At 31.5% G+C, this 14,901-nt stretch carries 19 protein-coding genes; all 19 read right to left on the bottom strand.

The window, feature by feature from the left end; genetic code table 11:
- Nucleotides 1-38 precede the first annotated feature (38 nt).
- Nucleotides 39-719 (bottom strand): distal tail protein Dit, encoded by a 681-nt coding sequence (locus J2Z43_RS00550; RefSeq protein WP_209455381.1) that lies wholly within the window; start codon nt 717-719, stop codon nt 39-41.
- Between the two features lie 3 nt (nt 720-722).
- Nucleotides 723-1,970 carry a phage tail protein gene (locus J2Z43_RS00545; protein WP_209455380.1) on the bottom strand — a complete coding sequence of 416 codons (1,248 nt, stop codon included), beginning with the start codon at nt 1,968-1,970 and terminating at the stop codon, nt 723-725.
- 492 nt (nt 1,971-2,462) lie between these two features.
- The gene (locus J2Z43_RS00540; protein WP_209455379.1) at nt 2,463-4,526 is read right to left on the bottom strand and encodes a phage tail tape measure protein; all 2,064 of its coding nucleotides are present in this window, start codon (nt 4,524-4,526) and stop codon (nt 2,463-2,465) included.
- 201 nt (nt 4,527-4,727) lie between these two features.
- Nucleotides 4,728-5,135: a hypothetical protein gene (locus J2Z43_RS00535; RefSeq protein WP_209455378.1), complete on the bottom strand. Its 408-nt coding sequence runs from the start codon at nt 5,133-5,135 to the stop codon at nt 4,728-4,730.
- A 1-nt stretch (nt 5,136) separates the two neighbouring features.
- On the bottom strand, nt 5,137-5,718 hold the full coding sequence (locus J2Z43_RS00530; protein WP_209455377.1) for a hypothetical protein: 582 nt from the start codon (nt 5,716-5,718) through the stop codon (nt 5,137-5,139).
- Nucleotides 5,719-5,729: 11 nt separating this feature from the next.
- Nucleotides 5,730-6,125, bottom strand: coding sequence for a hypothetical protein (locus tag J2Z43_RS00525; protein WP_209455376.1), 396 nt, complete (start codon nt 6,123-6,125; stop codon nt 5,730-5,732).
- Nucleotides 6,125-6,475 (bottom strand): hypothetical protein, encoded by a 351-nt coding sequence (locus J2Z43_RS00520; RefSeq protein WP_209455375.1) that lies wholly within the window; start codon nt 6,473-6,475, stop codon nt 6,125-6,127. Before J2Z43_RS00520 ends, J2Z43_RS00525 begins: the two co-directional genes overlap by 1 nt.
- Nucleotides 6,468-6,815 carry a hypothetical protein gene (locus tag J2Z43_RS00515; RefSeq protein ID WP_209455374.1) on the bottom strand — a complete coding sequence of 116 codons (348 nt, stop codon included), beginning with the start codon at nt 6,813-6,815 and terminating at the stop codon, nt 6,468-6,470. Before J2Z43_RS00515 ends, J2Z43_RS00520 begins: the two co-directional genes overlap by 8 nt.
- Nucleotides 6,802-7,053, bottom strand: coding sequence for a hypothetical protein (locus J2Z43_RS00510; RefSeq protein WP_209455373.1), 252 nt, complete (start codon nt 7,051-7,053; stop codon nt 6,802-6,804). Before J2Z43_RS00510 ends, J2Z43_RS00515 begins: the two co-directional genes overlap by 14 nt.
- 72 nt (nt 7,054-7,125) lie before the next feature.
- Complete coding sequence (locus tag J2Z43_RS00505; RefSeq protein ID WP_209455372.1) at nt 7,126-8,250, bottom strand: phage major capsid protein; 1,125 nt, start codon at nt 8,248-8,250, stop codon at nt 7,126-7,128.
- 1 nt (nt 8,251) lies between these two features.
- Nucleotides 8,252-8,932, bottom strand: a complete 681-nt coding sequence (locus J2Z43_RS00500) for a head maturation protease, ClpP-related (RefSeq protein ID WP_209455371.1) — start codon at nt 8,930-8,932, stop codon at nt 8,252-8,254.
- Nucleotides 8,922-10,136 carry a phage portal protein gene (locus J2Z43_RS00495; RefSeq protein WP_209455370.1) on the bottom strand — a complete coding sequence of 405 codons (1,215 nt, stop codon included), beginning with the start codon at nt 10,134-10,136 and terminating at the stop codon, nt 8,922-8,924. Before J2Z43_RS00495 ends, J2Z43_RS00500 begins: the two co-directional genes overlap by 11 nt.
- Nucleotides 10,137-10,152: 16 nt before the next feature.
- Nucleotides 10,153-11,817 carry a terminase TerL endonuclease subunit gene (locus J2Z43_RS00490; RefSeq protein ID WP_209455369.1) on the bottom strand — a complete coding sequence of 555 codons (1,665 nt, stop codon included), beginning with the start codon at nt 11,815-11,817 and terminating at the stop codon, nt 10,153-10,155.
- Nucleotides 11,798-12,118 (bottom strand): P27 family phage terminase small subunit, encoded by a 321-nt coding sequence (locus tag J2Z43_RS00485; RefSeq protein ID WP_209455368.1) that lies wholly within the window; start codon nt 12,116-12,118, stop codon nt 11,798-11,800. Before J2Z43_RS00485 ends, J2Z43_RS00490 begins: the two co-directional genes overlap by 20 nt.
- 121 nt (nt 12,119-12,239) lie before the next feature.
- Nucleotides 12,240-12,563 (bottom strand): HNH endonuclease, encoded by a 324-nt coding sequence (locus J2Z43_RS00480; protein WP_234925908.1) that lies wholly within the window; start codon nt 12,561-12,563, stop codon nt 12,240-12,242.
- An 18-nt stretch (nt 12,564-12,581) separates the two neighbouring features.
- Nucleotides 12,582-12,836, bottom strand: coding sequence for a hypothetical protein (locus J2Z43_RS00475; RefSeq protein WP_209455367.1), 255 nt, complete (start codon nt 12,834-12,836; stop codon nt 12,582-12,584).
- A 271-nt stretch (nt 12,837-13,107) separates the two neighbouring features.
- A complete protein-coding gene (locus J2Z43_RS00470; protein ID WP_209455366.1) occupies nt 13,108-13,731 on the bottom strand; it encodes a DUF2599 domain-containing protein in 624 nt (207 codons plus the stop codon).
- Nucleotides 13,732-13,793: 62 nt separating this feature from the next.
- Entirely contained in the window at nt 13,794-14,084 is a 291-nt protein-coding gene (locus tag J2Z43_RS00465) for a hypothetical protein (protein WP_209455365.1), read from the bottom strand.
- A gap of 26 nt (nt 14,085-14,110) precedes the next feature.
- Nucleotides 14,111-14,548: a thioredoxin family protein gene (locus tag J2Z43_RS00460; RefSeq protein WP_209455364.1), complete on the bottom strand. Its 438-nt coding sequence runs from the start codon at nt 14,546-14,548 to the stop codon at nt 14,111-14,113.
- Nucleotides 14,549-14,901: the final 353 nt, after the last annotated feature.

Below are 14,901 nucleotides of genomic sequence, written 5' to 3'. Positions count from 1 at the left end.
ATTATTGAATTCTTTTTCAAATTTATTAAATACTTTAATCATAGATATCTCTCCCTTGTCATGTATTCAAGTGTACAGTTGCCTAATGTAATATTATTTTCTTCTGGGTTTAACACTGGAAAATCACCTTGCATCTGTGATAACATATTTAAACTACCTCTTGTACACGTAAAGGTTTCTGAGTCGATTTCTACATAATCACTAACACCCTTTATGTCTACTCTCTTATTATTTAAGGTGAAATAAATATTCCCTTTTCCTGTTAATTTAAAGTATGGTCTACTCTCATAGGTCCCTAAGTTCAATATTTTATTTCCTTGTAAAGCGTTAATAATCTCACCATTATTAGAATAAATAAATGGATCACAATTAAATTTAACCGTAAATTTTCCATAACAATCTATCTCATTTTCTATGTCATCTATTTCTACATTTTTAACTTTATAGAAATACTCATAATCATCAGAAAAACATATCTTCTTTGCATTAAGTAACCACGCCTTAATTTGTCTAAGACGTGGTTTTAATATATCTTCTAGTATATTTAGTTCTACCTCTATATCTATATTTGAATATCCTTTTTTTCTTGTTAAAGATCCATCTCGACCATCAACTTCAATTCCCTCTACTCTCATTTTGGGAGTAGGTATATTGGGTCTTTCATATATAGACAAGCTGTATTCTATTGAACTTTTTCCGTCTACAATTAAATGTAGCATAATCTACCCCCTTCCTACTGCATAATTAGTTTCAAATCCTTTGTTTCCAAGCCATTTATCTACTTTATTAATAAGTTTGTTTCCATCTGCATCATTAGTTATAGTGTTATACATAACGATATGAGCATAATTTTGATTATTTGCATAAGATTCCATTTGTTTACTCATATCCATTTGACTGGCTAAGGCTTTTGCAAATGGTTGCATATGACTTCCCTCTAAAGGAAGAACTGCCTCTTTTCCGGCTTCGCCAACCCCTATAACAGATGCTCCACCGAATATACCACCTTTTTTATACCAGTTAACATTGAAACCTGATGGATACTCATATGTCTGACCGAATACTGTAGCCTGTGACTTCTTTAAGCTGAAGTGTGGTAATTTGGGCATTGTTGGTGAAGGTATTTTAAGTTTCAAGTTACTGAAGAAGTTCTTCAATTTATTCATCTTATCAACTATCCAATCATAAGCATTTTTAATAGGTCTCATCATGAACTCCTTGACTTGTTGCCATGCTTTTGATGTATGACTCTTTATCTTATCCCAAGCATTACTGATGTTCTGTGAAAGAGTTTGTGCTGTGTTTGATACTTGGTCTTTTGCTTGATTCATATTAGAAGTGGCTGTCTGCTTAATATTCTCATAAGATTCTTTTGTCTTGCCTCTTATCTTATCCCACTTGTCAGATATGTTTTGCCTAATAGATTCAACAACTGGTGCTAGTGCTTCCTTAGTTTGATTTATCTTTTGCCCAACTTCATCTTTAACCTTTGTCCAAGCTTCACCAGTTTTCTGTTTGATAGTATCCCACTTCTGTGATATGTTTGTAGCTATCTCTTGTGCTTTTGTTGTAACATGATTCCAAGTCTTTGTCATGTTGTCTACTACATGTTGCTTAACTACTCCCCATGCTTCACTTGTTTTCTGTTTTACAACTTCCCACTTCTCACTTATAGCTGTTCCTATCTCCTGTGCCTTAGATACAACTGCATCCTTTGCATCAGTAATAGGTTTAACTATATGCTCCTTTATTTGTTCCCAAGCTTTACCAGCAAGAATCTTGATACCATCCCAAGCTATCCCAAGTCCCATCTTAACCAACAAGAAGATACCTTCAAGGATAGAACTGATTAAAGACATTGGAACCTCTATAACCTTCTTAATGTTCTCCCAAGCATTGGAAGCCATTATCTTTATACCTTCCCAAACATCATTAAGCACATACTTAGTGTCTTCCCAGTTTTGTTTCAACCAATCCCCAACTGGCTCTGAAACTGTCTTGATTGCATCTGAAACTCCTGTCCATATCTCTGAAGCCTTATCCTTTGTTGCTGTCCATGTGTCTGCAATTGCATAACCTACACCACCCCAGAAGTTTCTAGTATGGTCTTCAAATGCTGTCCACTTTTTCTTTATTACTCCTGTGATATCATTCCACTTAGATGTTGCACCCTCTTTAACTCCATCCCACGCACCACCAACAGTGTCTTTGATTCCACCCCATATTTCCTTGGCTGAATCAGAGATAGCTGTCCAAGTCTTAGAGAAGAACTCTTTTATCTCGTCCCAATGTTTATAGATCTCATATCCTATGAAAATAATAGCACCTATGGCTCCAAGAATAGCTAAGGACCTCAGGCTTACTATACCGCTAATTGCACCCCATGCTGAACTAGTTACCCCTTTTAACTTAGTAAAAGCCGTTCCAACTTTGGTAACGCCTCCAGGTATTTTACTAACAGATTAAAATACTTTACTTAGTCCATTTATGGCTGGGGTAACAGCTGTTGCACCCTTGAAAGCAACAGCCCATGCTCCGGTGAGTGTTCCAAGTACACCAAGTAAGCTACCAATTACTGTAAGTACTGGTCCAATAGCTATTACGATCCCACCTATAACCAAGATTAACTTTTGTGTTTCTGGACTAGCTTCAGCAAATTTTTTAGCTAGATCGGCTATTACTTGTAAGAATGGTTGCGCTGCATCAAAGGCTTTATTCATAGCTTCCATAAGTGGGCCACCAATATCAACAGCAATATCCATTAATTTGTTTTTTAAAGTTTTGAGTTGCCCTTCAAACGATTCATATCTCTTTTCTGCTTCTTCAGTTAATGCAGTATTTTCTTTCCACCCATCGGCTGATGTTTTAAGCGATTTACTTAATAATTCTCCAGCCCCAGATAGTCTTAACATTGTATCTACTTCTTGAGTTGATGTAATGCCCATCTTCTTTAAAGCACCTGTGACATCTTCTCCTGATTCTTTTGCTTTCCCTAAACCTTTTACAAATTCTACTAAAGCACCAGCAGCATCTTCCTTCCAAGCTTTTTGGAATTCACTCGAACTCATACCAGCTGTTTTTGCAAACTTTTCTAGATTACCTCCACCACTCATAACATCAGAGTTTATTTTCTGCATAACACGAGACATACTTCCGCCCCCGGCTTCAGCATTTATTCCGAGAGAACTCATAGCAGCTGAAATACCTATGATGTCAGCCTCACTCATGTTTGCTTGTTTTCCTGTACCAGCAAGTCTAAGCGACATTGCGACAATATCAGCTTCAGTTGTTTTTGAATCATTTCCAAGTGCAACGATACTTGATGCTAGATTACTAAAGCTCTTTTGCGGCATGTCGGTGATCGCTGCTAATTTAGCAAGAGACATTGCAGCTTCTTCGCTAGATAGATTTGTAGCTACACCCATATCTACCATTACCCTTGTAAAGCCAAGTACATTTTCAGTTTCAATACCTAGCTGTCCAGCCGCTTCAGCAACCGCTGAGATTTCGGTAGTACTTGCTGGAATTTCTTTGGCCATATCTCTTATACCTTTTTCAAGATCTTTATAAGATATTATAGTTTTCCCGTTAGCGTCTACAACTTCGTCCACTGTTTTCTTTACACCAGTAAACGCACTATCAAAATCCGAAGCAGCCTTAATTGCTCCACCACCTAGTGCTACCAATGGTAGTGATACATGCGTTGTAAGTGTTTTTCCGACACCTTTTAATTTATCACCTGCAGCTAGTAGTTTATCTGAAGCTTGTTTGACTTTATTACCAGCATCAGCATACTCATTCGCAAAATCCTGCGCTGCAATTCTAGCATCTAATAGTTCCTGTTCAAGTTTATTTACTTCTTCTGAACTTTCTCCATACTCAGACTTAGCTAACTCAAGTTGTTTTTCAAGGTTCTCCACTTGTTTAGCTGAATTCTCCATAGCCTTTTGTAAGTACTCTTGTCTAGCTTTCAATTGATCAGAGGCACTTGCATTATTACCAAGACTTTTAACTTGAAGTTCATACTCTTTACTTAATTTTTCCGAGGTGTTTTTTAGTTGTTCCTCTTCTGATTTCAGTTCTTTTAACTTATTTTTTCTTTGCTCTGAAATCTCATTTGCCCTTTGTTGTTCAGCTGTAAGTTGGCTTTGTTTTTGTTTTGCATCCTCAAGCTTTACATTAGTTTCAGTTATAGCATTTTTTAATTGTTCCTCATTCTTTTGTGCAACTAGAAGTTTGTCTCCCCATTTTCTTGCTTCCTCTGAGTTTTCACCCATTGTTCTCTTAGCGTTTTCAAAAGCCTGCGCAGTAGCTTCAGTTTTCTGTTTAGCAAGTTCATATTGTTTTTCAAGTTTAGATATTTCAGCTTCAAGTTTTTGCGTATCTGTAGATGTGTTTTTCATCTGTTCTCGTTGTACTGCAAAAGATTTATTTAAAGTTGAAATAGCTTTATTTATACTAGATATCTCAGAATTAAACTGTTTGTTTACTAAAGTATATTGAACTTTAATTTCAGGATTTGCCATATTTCTCACCTTCTTTCGATTTTAGACATAAAAAAAAGAAGGACTGGTTATCCTTCTTTTACTCATCACTGCTATTTCTCCAGCTTTCTATTGCTATTTTATTAATCATCAGTCTATTTAATCTTGATATTGGTATATCCCAAATATCGGTACCTAAGTTGAAAAAATATGCGTATATCGAATAACTATCTTCAACACAATTTATTTCGAGTTTTGGTACTTTTTTTTCGACTTATTTTTAGATTTAGTTGATTGTTGGAAATTCTGCGCTAATTGCGGCTTAGATTTTATATTTCCCGATAATATTTCCATAATTATTTCCATACAAAGTTCTATATCAATTGGAATTTTGCTGTCAAATTCTTCTTTGCTCATACCATTTGGATTAGCGTTTAAATATGCTATATACGGAGCATTTAGCATATCAGTATCACTTATTCCCTTAATAGCATCAGATGGGACACCACTGCTAGTTACTATCCCCATCATTGCTGATAATATATTTTTTGAGAAATATCCTTGCTCCTGAGCTTTTAAAAAGGCATTAAGAGTAATGCCTGTATCAATTTTTACTTCTTGTCCATCATTTAAAGTTATATATTTAATCATATTATTCCCCCACTTTCGCTTCTCTTATCTTTTCTGGATCAAATTTAGTGTGCCATTCATTAACTATAGTTTCATCTAGTTCAGACTTAAATGCTTCATAGTGATAATTTTTATATTTATCAGGTAATACTTTAAATTCTAATTCTATCTCAGCAACTTCATCTTCTCCGCTTTTTATTTTTAATTCAAGCCCACTTGCTATCGTAACTACAGGATATGCCATCATTAATGTGTCTGTTTCCCATAAGTCATATTCATCAAATGTTAGTGTGCCTTTCTTACCTTTGGAATTTGCACCATAAGAATATACTCCGGCTTTTAAACCGTCTGTGCTTATTCCAAATACATTCCTTAACATTTCCCTAGTGATATGACCTACATATTTTAGTGACATTTCTTCTATCATACTTTTTGTATCTACGATTGTACCTTCGGCAACTTTATTAATCTCCTTAGTTTTTGCTGACACTTCAAGCTCACCAGTATCCCCAAATTTCTTGGCTGCTGTTTCACCCTCAAATAACATATTCGCATTTGTAACTTTGTATATTGAGAATTGTTCGTCTCTCTTAACTCCACTCATAATTATTCCTCCTATATTTGTATTTTTAGTTGTTCTTCTATAACTTTCATAATATCGTTAAACATTTTATCTTCTTTTGATTTCAAACCTCTTTCAAAGAATTGTTGTGCAACTAAATTGTGTTTCCCAATACCTTGATCCGGGAAAAATAGATATCCAAATTTACCTTTAGTTGTAACTTCAAAACTAAGGTTAGATGTATTTGTTTTTAATGAACCTGATTCTTTTGCATGTGCCTTATTTCTATTTGAAATTGGTGTAAAATCAATTACTGATTTCATAACCTCTTTGCTACCTTTTATGTGCAAATACTCATTTAATTTTGGCTCTAAGTTTATAGTACTTTTCTTTAATGCTTCTTCCAACTTCTTTGAGTTATCATAACCTAAATCATACCTTATCCCCATTAACTCACCCTATCTATATGATGAAATACAAAAGTAACCATCTTAGCTTCAACATCTAAATTATTAATTTTACCATGATCTAGTTCCGTCCTATCAAAGAATAGAGCATGTTTTTTACACATTTCTATTATTTCAATCTGATCAATTGTCGATTGATCTCTTGTAAAAAAAGACAAATAGAAATTAGTTAAGTATTGAGTTGTCCCAGTTTGAGCCTTTGTTATTTCTCCATCATCATTATAAATAAAAAAGGACGGGTTCTTTTCGACCTCGTCCTTTCTAATATCCATAGCAAAAGTAGGATACATATTATTTAGATTGTTTATTAATTTTCCAAGTTCTTTAATCATCTAGCGACCTCTTTCTAGCCAAATATAAATACATGTACTTACGTTCGTTATCATAATCGATTTTGACTATGTCAAAGTAATCTTCATCTATTTTAACTATGTGTGACTCTTCAATATTTTTTACGTAATAAGCTTTAACTTTTATATCAAGTTTATTACTTATCCCATAATATTGTTTGAAATCCATTTCTCTTATAGATTTATATCTAAAATGAAGTCTACCTTCATCATTTAATATTGATTTAGGATTCTTTCCTAAACTGTCTCTTTTTGTTTCTTTTGTTCCATAAAATAGTAATCCCGAATTTAATTCCTCACCATTGTTTCTATTGAATCGCATTTTGTATTTGAAGATTAAGAATATCAGATCTGAAATTCTGTTCAAAATATGCAACAGAGCCATTCCAAGCATACCTACAATATTCTTTTAATAATCTAGAGGCAAGGGGATTTGTATCAAAATCAATATCCCCTACTCGTGAAGTTATAAATGCTTCACCTTCCTCAATTATTTCTTCTATTTCCTCATTATCGTAATCCCAAGTGATGTTGAGTCTACGTTTAATTTTTTCTAACATTCGTTAATAAAATTCGGGTTTGTATAAATTTTTGCATAAAAAAATAACCTCCTTAAGGTTACCACTTGATTTTTATTCTCCTGTTTTTTCTTCTTCAACTCCTAGTTTTGATATATCAAATGTTAGGAATGATTTTGCTTCTATCGGTTTCCCATGTCCTGCCATCTTAGTGATATAAATTCTCTCATCTTCTAAGAAGTGATATTCGTCTGAGAATTGTATTATTGAATTAAAGCCTATCCCCATAAAGTAATCTTCAGGTACACAAGCTATCATCTTACCTTCTGGTACGTATACAGATTGTACAATATCAGCCGCTATCGGTAGTTTATTAAATACATAATTACCGTTTAGATCCTGTACAGTTGTTTGTGGGAATATTTTTTCCCAATAATCACCAGGATTACATACTAGTATTATACCTTGAACAGTCTTTACTTTTCCGTCTACTAAAGGCTTCATAACAAGTTTACCAAGTGTAACTGGTTTTAAATCTGGAAGAACCGTAGCAGTTCTTTCTGGATATCCTGTTGTTGAGTTAAAAGATTTTGTTATATCTTTTAACATTCCAACTGGCTGATTTACTCCATTTCCTTCTATTATGGCTTTTTCAAGTCCGATAGCTATTGATTCTTGTAATATTGCTCTTACAAACTTATCTAACCACACAGGACCAAGATTTAACATATCCTTAGATAGCGGAACAAATGCAGATAACTTGTTTAATTGAGTATCTATAACTTCAAAGCTGTTGTCTAGTTTCTTAGTTATTTCACTGCCTAGTTTTCCCCAAACAGCACCTTCAGCCTCTGCTTTTCTTGCAAGCCATCTTGATATCCCTGTTGTATTAACTAACTGTATTTTAGTTAGTATAGGATGTTGTGCTTCCAAGTCCTTAAATATCCTATCAATTATAGTTACTGGCATTAGCTCTTCCTTGCCTTTAAATCCACCATCTGATAAAACCTCATTGTAATACTTGGTTTCAGCAGTTGTCAGTACTCTTAAACCTCTTTCATTTAATACGTTTTGATCTCTCAATTGTTCATCAGTTATTTTCTTTGCTTCAGCTATTACATTAGCTTCTATAATCTTTGTAGCTTCTAGCTGATATTTTACAAAATCCTCTTCGTTTTCAGCTCCTATTGCTTTAGCAAATAGTTCTTCTACACCTAGTTCTAAATCTTTATTTTTCATATTATTTTATTTCCTTTCTAAATTTATTTAGTATATTTGTTTTAGCTTCTTCAGGCTTTTTATACTTATTTAAAATACTAGCCTTGATATTTAATTCTTGTTTTTGTTGAGGTTCTTGTTTGTATACACTATTAGCAAAGCCTAATGTAACACACTCTTCAGATGTTAAATAACTCTCATCATCTAAAAGTTGAATTAACTCTTCTTCTGTCCCTACAAATTTATCCATGTAACTTTGCCTTACAGATGAGTTTATTTTATCTAACTTGTCAGCCTCAGCCCTTAATTCATTAGCGTTACCAGCTGTCCATGTCCAAGCATTATGTACCATCATCATAGCGTTGTTTGGCATTATTATCTCATCAGCTCCCATAGCTATTATGGATGCAGCACTTGCAGCTATCGAATCAATATATGCTACTACTTTACCTTCATAATTCTTTAATTGGTTACATATTGCTATTCCAGCAAAAGCATCTCCGCCATAACTATTTATATGTAGGTTAATTTGTTTACCTTCGGCTTTTTTTAATTTGTCTTGCACTTGCTGAGGGCAAGTATATTCATCATCGTCATACCAAGCTAGTTTTTCATTTATAATAGGACCATATAAAAGAAAATCGACCTCATTTTCAGATTTCTCAACCACTTCACATTTTACCGGTATTTTTTTAGTTTTCATTATTACCTTCACCACCTTTCAAATAATCTGATATCTCTTGATAGTTCTTGGTTATCATGTACATATTAGCCCAATCCTCTCGTATTTCTTCTTCTCTTAGCATATCTCTAACCCAGTTTGCATTAATAGATCCAATTCTATATAAAGCCTCTGCACTAGAAGCAAGTTTTGTAGGGTCATAGCCTTTAATTTTATTTGTTTTAACTTTTAGTTTTGAACCTTCTAATATAGCTTTTTTACCATATAATTTTCTGTTGCCTTCGTCTTCAATTAAAGATGCCAAAGGATTTATACAAAAGGTTATAAAGTTGTCTGTCATAGCTTCTACATCCGCTACATCACCCTTTAGAAGTCCTCTCGGTATATTAAAAGCATCAGCGCAAATATTAATAATATCATCAAATAACTTTCTGATATCATCTGTAGTTTGGCCATTTAACTTTTTAGCAGCTCCATTATCAGACGTGGAGTTACCTTCAACAATCTCGAGTCCGTCTTCAATAGGTGTGACTGAATCACTCTCACTAAAATACCCCTTTATTCTATTCTTAAAAATATCATCTAGCTTAGTATCGTATTCTGAAATTCCTGTTTCTGAGTCCACATTTTTTTTAAACTGCTCAAACATTGTATTTATTTTTAAAAATAGTTTTTTACTATTATTTCTATTGTAATTTTTGATTGAGCTTGTAATAAGTTTCCCATAACTACTATAAAGATTGTCTATGTAAGTTTTAACACTAGTATTGTTTATTTTAAGCCTTAATACTTCGCTCTCTTTAAAAGCCTTTTTAAATGTACAATCACCTACAGTTACATTTGTATATATATTTTCATAATTAGCAAGTTCTTTTAAATCGTAATTATCTGCAACTAAAAAATCCTCACTATTGTTTTTAATTATCAAACAACCTTGAGGATTAATAATCATATTAAATACTACGGAATTCCAAAAATCTGAAGCATTTTGATTTTTATTTGGTTCAATATTAAATTTATACCAAATATCACCTTTAAATCTTTCATTACTTTTATATGTTTCAAAAGTGCATTGAATTAAAGCATTAGCTATCTTATTCATACATATAGCAAGTGCATATTCCTTATAACATACCTCTGCATTTAAGGTATATATTTTATCAGACAACTTATATTTTCCGGGTGGAAGTGTTATTCTATTAAATAAACTATCTAAAATTCCCATTTTATCACCTTCTTTCTTAGTAAGTATAAGTTTTTAATGATGAATTATATGTAAATGTATTTATTGAAATTTGCTCTCTTAGAGTCATAGCATGAACAAATGCCATAAACCCATCTGTTTTTCGTCTTTGTGGTTCTATTTTTTCATATGTTTTGTTACCCTTACTATTCGTAACTACTTTTACATTATTTGTATACCATCTCATCATCATATCATCACCAAAAACGATATTATGATTAGCAAAACCTTGCTCAATTACAGGAGCTAATTTACCATGTGTAATAGGACCATTTCTTACTGTTTCGATTGGTAATCCTTTTTCTTCAAAATCTTTTCTAAGAATAGCAGCTCTATAATCATCACAGCCTATATTTATAAGTCTATAATTATTTTCTTGTATCTCTTTTAAAAACCATTCTGATATATATTCTTCGTTCATTGTATTACCTGGTATGATTGTAACAAAGCCTTTTTCTTTAGCCACATCTATATCAATCTTATATTCAGCTAATCTCAAACTTTCAGCAACTATAAAGGTATGGTGTTTAAAGTAATATTTATTGTCTTTCTTAAATAATAGCCCAACTCCTATAAAGTCCCTTACACTTGCATAGTCTATACCACCTACACATTCACAACCATTAAAATCAGGTATCTCTTGATTTGTTGCTTTAATCTCTTCCCAATTTGCAACGGCTGTAGTGATATCTTCAATCTGCCAGTTTAGCCTTTTTAATAAAAACTCCATCTTCATTTGAGGATTTTTTAAAGCTTTTTTATAATCTCTTTTATAAGCTCTTTTTAACTCAGGCAAATAAGGTAACATTGGATTAGCTTTTATCCAACACTCTTCATCCTCCCATTCCTCGTATTTATTTACTTTGGCCATAAATGGAAATAGTGTTGTATTTATATCAAGCTCATTTAAAACCCTTTTACCATCTTCTTTCATATCATCAAGAACTGAACCTCTAACATTACCATCAGTTGTGATATAAATAATTCTAGCATCTTTTATTTTTCCGAGTGCAGATGTAAATACTTTTATATTTTCATAATCTTCGTACGCATGTATTTCGTCAAATACCACCGCTCCCGGTCTTAAACCATCTTTAGTTTTTGCATTTGATGTATGAAATGCAATTTCTGATTTTGTTCGCTTAAATTCAATAAGCTCTTTTGTTATGTTATATGCTTTCTCAAGTTTTGCATTGCCTTTTACAGTTTCATATATGTCATAAAAACTAGTTTTTGCCTGTTTTTCACTTGTTGCAACCATATCTACATTATATTTATTAATTCCATTTTTATTTGAGGTTGCTCCAAATGTAAAGTCAGATATCCATGAATTTTTACCAAAACCTCTACCGCATAAAATAAATATTTCATCGAAACATACTCCACCATCATCAAAATAAATGTAAGGTACAGAATGTAAAAATTTCTGAACTGGTGTTAATTTGTATGGTCGATATTTTTCAATTAATTCAATAATTCCATTTACTTTTTTTATATCTACATATATGTTTTGTTTTTCAAATTTTAGTTTTAAAAGTTTAGTTAGTTGTTTTATTTCATCACTAATTTTATACTTTGTTGAATCAACTATTTCAAACCAATCTGTGATATATGGACAGTTTATTTTTTCGTATAACTTCTCTTTAGATATCACATCCATCATCTGCCTTGACTTTATCCGTTGTTATATTTAACTTATCTAATAAAATAAGCATTTGTTTATTCATCTGCATTAATTGGTTTACGGCATCATTTTTCTTTACGCCTCGTTCGCTATCAAACATGACTCCATATTCTTCAACATTTTGTTCTAGTGCGATAGTAGTATCCCACATTTTCATATATCTTTGAACTAGATCGGCAAAAGGTTCTTTGTATTGCCCTCTTTCATCTAGTTGCTCTATTAGTGCATTTTCTATTCTTTCTCTTGTTTCAGTAATTTCATTTTCCTTCTTGGCAGCCATAATTTCACCTCCATCGCGCGCGCATGATAAAAATATTTATTTATATTTAAAAAGCCCCCCTCCCCGTTGCTAGGTTCCCCAAATAAACTTCCATTTGATTTAACCCGGGGGAGTATGTTCATTACCATCGTTCTAAATTTTCAAATTTACTTTTATTTTTATGTAATCTATCATGTCTCTTGTTATGACAATCCTTACATAAACATATTAAGTTTCCTAAATCAAGGAATAGATCAGGTCTAACCTTCTTGTCTACTATGTGATGTACTTCCTTAGCATGACTAAACTTACCAATACTCTTACAGTCTTGGCACTCATTGTTATCTCTCTTCAGTGCAGCCCTACGAAGTATCTTCCATTCCTTTAACTGATAAGGTCTATAGTTCTTATGAATACTAAGGAAAGACTTAATCTTTATTAGTAAGTCTGGTGTCATTAAGTTCATTGAATCACCTACCTTTCATTAGTAATCTTTATGATTCTTTATAATTAATTCCTGAATCATATTAGATATATGTACATTTATTTCATCAGCTTGTTCTTTAGTTAGCTGGTTACCTTTATAATATAGTGTTACTGCTTCAGCTACATTGTTGCAAAAGTAATAATATGAAAATGTATCTTCAGTAAAGTTCTTAAAACATCCTTGTATTATAATGGCTGCTATTTCCTTACTTGTCTTATCTTTAAATATATTTACTTGGTTTGTTTTAATCATTCTATACTTAATACCTCCTTTGTATGTCAGACTTATTTTTATTGTACTTCCTTTCCACTTTAGGACTCTTAGGTATCTTCCTCATTCCGTTGCTTAAATATCTTAGTTCCTTGTTAGACAACTTTTGCAGTATTATCGTATTGTTATTGGATTAAACATCACCCCCCCTCGGTATTTTTTCGTAGTAAAAAACACCTATAAAAATAGGTGTTTTAAATTTATGTATACTATCCTCTTTTTGGAGTATTTACAGTTCCAATTTTAAATCATTTTAACATCCTTTTTTAGGATTACATTTTCCTAAAACAACCTTATTATAATCTGTTTCAGTTCTACAAGGTTCTATATTCCACGGGTTTTTAAATTTCACAAGATAAGCATGACATTTATACTGCATTTCCATTGATTTCGTGTTTTTCCACCTCTTATCTCCTGAATGGTTACGTTTTATTATTCCCCAGCTTTCTGTTACAGCCGCTGCATAAGCAGATTTACTTGTTATATTTAAGAAATTTTTCGTTGGTGATATACTTAATGAGATCAACCCATCTCTATTTATCCATTTTATCCAATTAAAATATTTCCCCTTTATTATGTTTGCTCTGGAATTAACATTAAACATTGTCCCTTCGTTTAATTCTTGTAAATGTTTAGATTCAGCATAAATTTCATCCTCATTAAACCCTTCATCAGAACCGTACATTTGTATATAGGTTTCTTTATATTCTTTCATTTTAACTTCTGTTATAACTAATTCATCATATTCATTATAACTATGTTCTTGCGAATCTTTATTATCCAAAATATCAATAGCATTTACTATTTTTCCTTCTGATATAACTAATATTGAACAAATAAAAGCTAATGATAATTTTACAACTATATTTTTTTTCATAAAACAAAATCTCCTTTTTTAATGATCATTATAATTCTTTATTTTTGAGAATAGTTTATAGTTTATTTTTTTATTTTATGGAGCCTTAATGATATTAAAATAACCACTATATTAATTAATAATGCTAACAAAGCAGGAACCAAATTTCCACCAAGACCAAATTCGTCAACTAATATTCCACCTTGATATACATTCACTACCATAGTAAAAAAGCATATAACTACATTTACTACATATGGTGCTAGTTTTATTTGCTTCTTAACAAAAAATATTGATTGTAATATTATAAGTAAAGACAAAATATAAAAATAAGAATCCCAATAGTGGATATCATATTTTTCAAAAATATTCATAATGTTTTCTCCTTTTTTAAAATTAATTAATTTATAAAGATTTTTATTTTCTTTTTAACCAATTTATTATTATTTAAATCTACACCTTCCTTAATTAGATCTTGACTTTTTATTAACTTATTTGACTTAAGATAAATTAATTTTGGTATTTGTTCGATATGATAGCTTTCAATTATATCAGAATACATACTTTGATTCCTTAATTTTTCCGTATTAAAATAATAAATATTTTTATTATCTTCATCTATTACGTCTAATAAAATTGGTTTGAATTTTTTACAAAATATACACTCCTCATTTCCGAAATAAATTATAATCTCATCATCTTTCTCTTTTAGGTCGTTAAAAAAAGACAATTTCTCAATATTTTTTAATTCTCCATGCTTAGAAGTTGAATCAATTGTACACCCAACAACAGCAACAGTTAATAATAAAATAAAAATGCACAGTATATATTTTTTCATTTTAACTTCTCCTAATATAGTAACTGGGTTAAATATATATATTATCATTTGAATCTAATAATGGATCCCACTTGATTATTAATAACAAGTAACTAAAACTTAACATATCTTTTTTAAAATAATTGTAAAAAATTGTCTAACATGACAATTCTTTACATACATTTAACATAAAAAAGATTTTATAGATAATTTATTTGATTTATAAAGTTATTATTGAAATATTCTATATATAATAATTTTTAAAAATTAATGTATCTCCTTTTCCACAAAAAAAAAGAGACTTATATCTCTATAAGCCTCAATGGAGGAAATTAGAGTCTACTGTCTCAATCTCTTTTTCATTAGTTTAATTA

It is taken from the genome of Metaclostridioides mangenotii, assembly GCF_017873185.1.
GTDB lineage: Bacteria > Bacillota > Clostridia > Peptostreptococcales > Peptostreptococcaceae > Metaclostridioides > Metaclostridioides mangenotii.
Note: the sequence above shows the minus strand (reverse complement) of the source record. Positions and strands in the feature narration are given on the sequence as shown.

Coding starts and splice junctions, on each gene's coding strand:
- J2Z43_RS00550 (WP_209455381.1), bottom strand. CDS start 719: ATGCTACATTTAATTGTAGACGGAAAAAGTTCAATAGAATACAGCTTG.
- J2Z43_RS00540 (WP_209455379.1), bottom strand. CDS start 4,526: ATGGCAAATCCTGAAATTAAAGTTCAATATACTTTAGTAAACAAACAG.
- J2Z43_RS00535 (WP_209455378.1), bottom strand. CDS start 5,135: ATGATTAAATATATAACTTTAAATGATGGACAAGAAGTAAAAATTGAT.
- J2Z43_RS00530 (WP_209455377.1), bottom strand. CDS start 5,718: ATGAGTGGAGTTAAGAGAGACGAACAATTCTCAATATACAAAGTTACA.
- J2Z43_RS00525 (WP_209455376.1), bottom strand. CDS start 6,125: ATGGGGATAAGGTATGATTTAGGTTATGATAACTCAAAGAAGTTGGAA.
- J2Z43_RS00520 (WP_209455375.1), bottom strand. CDS start 6,475: ATGATTAAAGAACTTGGAAAATTAATAAACAATCTAAATAATATGTAT.
- J2Z43_RS00515 (WP_209455374.1), bottom strand. CDS start 6,815: ATGCGATTCAATAGAAACAATGGTGAGGAATTAAATTCGGGATTACTA.
- J2Z43_RS00510 (WP_209455373.1), bottom strand. CDS start 7,053: ATGTTAGAAAAAATTAAACGTAGACTCAACATCACTTGGGATTACGAT.
- J2Z43_RS00505 (WP_209455372.1), bottom strand. CDS start 8,250: ATGAAAAATAAAGATTTAGAACTAGGTGTAGAAGAACTATTTGCTAAA.
- J2Z43_RS00500 (WP_209455371.1), bottom strand. CDS start 8,932: ATGAAAACTAAAAAAATACCGGTAAAATGTGAAGTGGTTGAGAAATCT.
- J2Z43_RS00495 (WP_209455370.1), bottom strand. CDS start 10,136: ATGGGAATTTTAGATAGTTTATTTAATAGAATAACACTTCCACCCGGA.
- J2Z43_RS00490 (WP_209455369.1), bottom strand. CDS start 11,817: ATGATGGATGTGATATCTAAAGAGAAGTTATACGAAAAAATAAACTGT.
- J2Z43_RS00485 (WP_209455368.1), bottom strand. CDS start 12,118: ATGGCTGCCAAGAAGGAAAATGAAATTACTGAAACAAGAGAAAGAATA.
- J2Z43_RS00480 (WP_234925908.1), bottom strand. CDS start 12,563: ATGAACTTAATGACACCAGACTTACTAATAAAGATTAAGTCTTTCCTT.
- J2Z43_RS00475 (WP_209455367.1), bottom strand. CDS start 12,836: ATGATTAAAACAAACCAAGTAAATATATTTAAAGATAAGACAAGTAAG.
- J2Z43_RS00470 (WP_209455366.1), bottom strand. CDS start 13,731: ATGAAAAAAAATATAGTTGTAAAATTATCATTAGCTTTTATTTGTTCA.
- J2Z43_RS00465 (WP_209455365.1), bottom strand. CDS start 14,084: ATGAATATTTTTGAAAAATATGATATCCACTATTGGGATTCTTATTTT.
- J2Z43_RS00460 (WP_209455364.1), bottom strand. CDS start 14,548: ATGAAAAAATATATACTGTGCATTTTTATTTTATTATTAACTGTTGCT.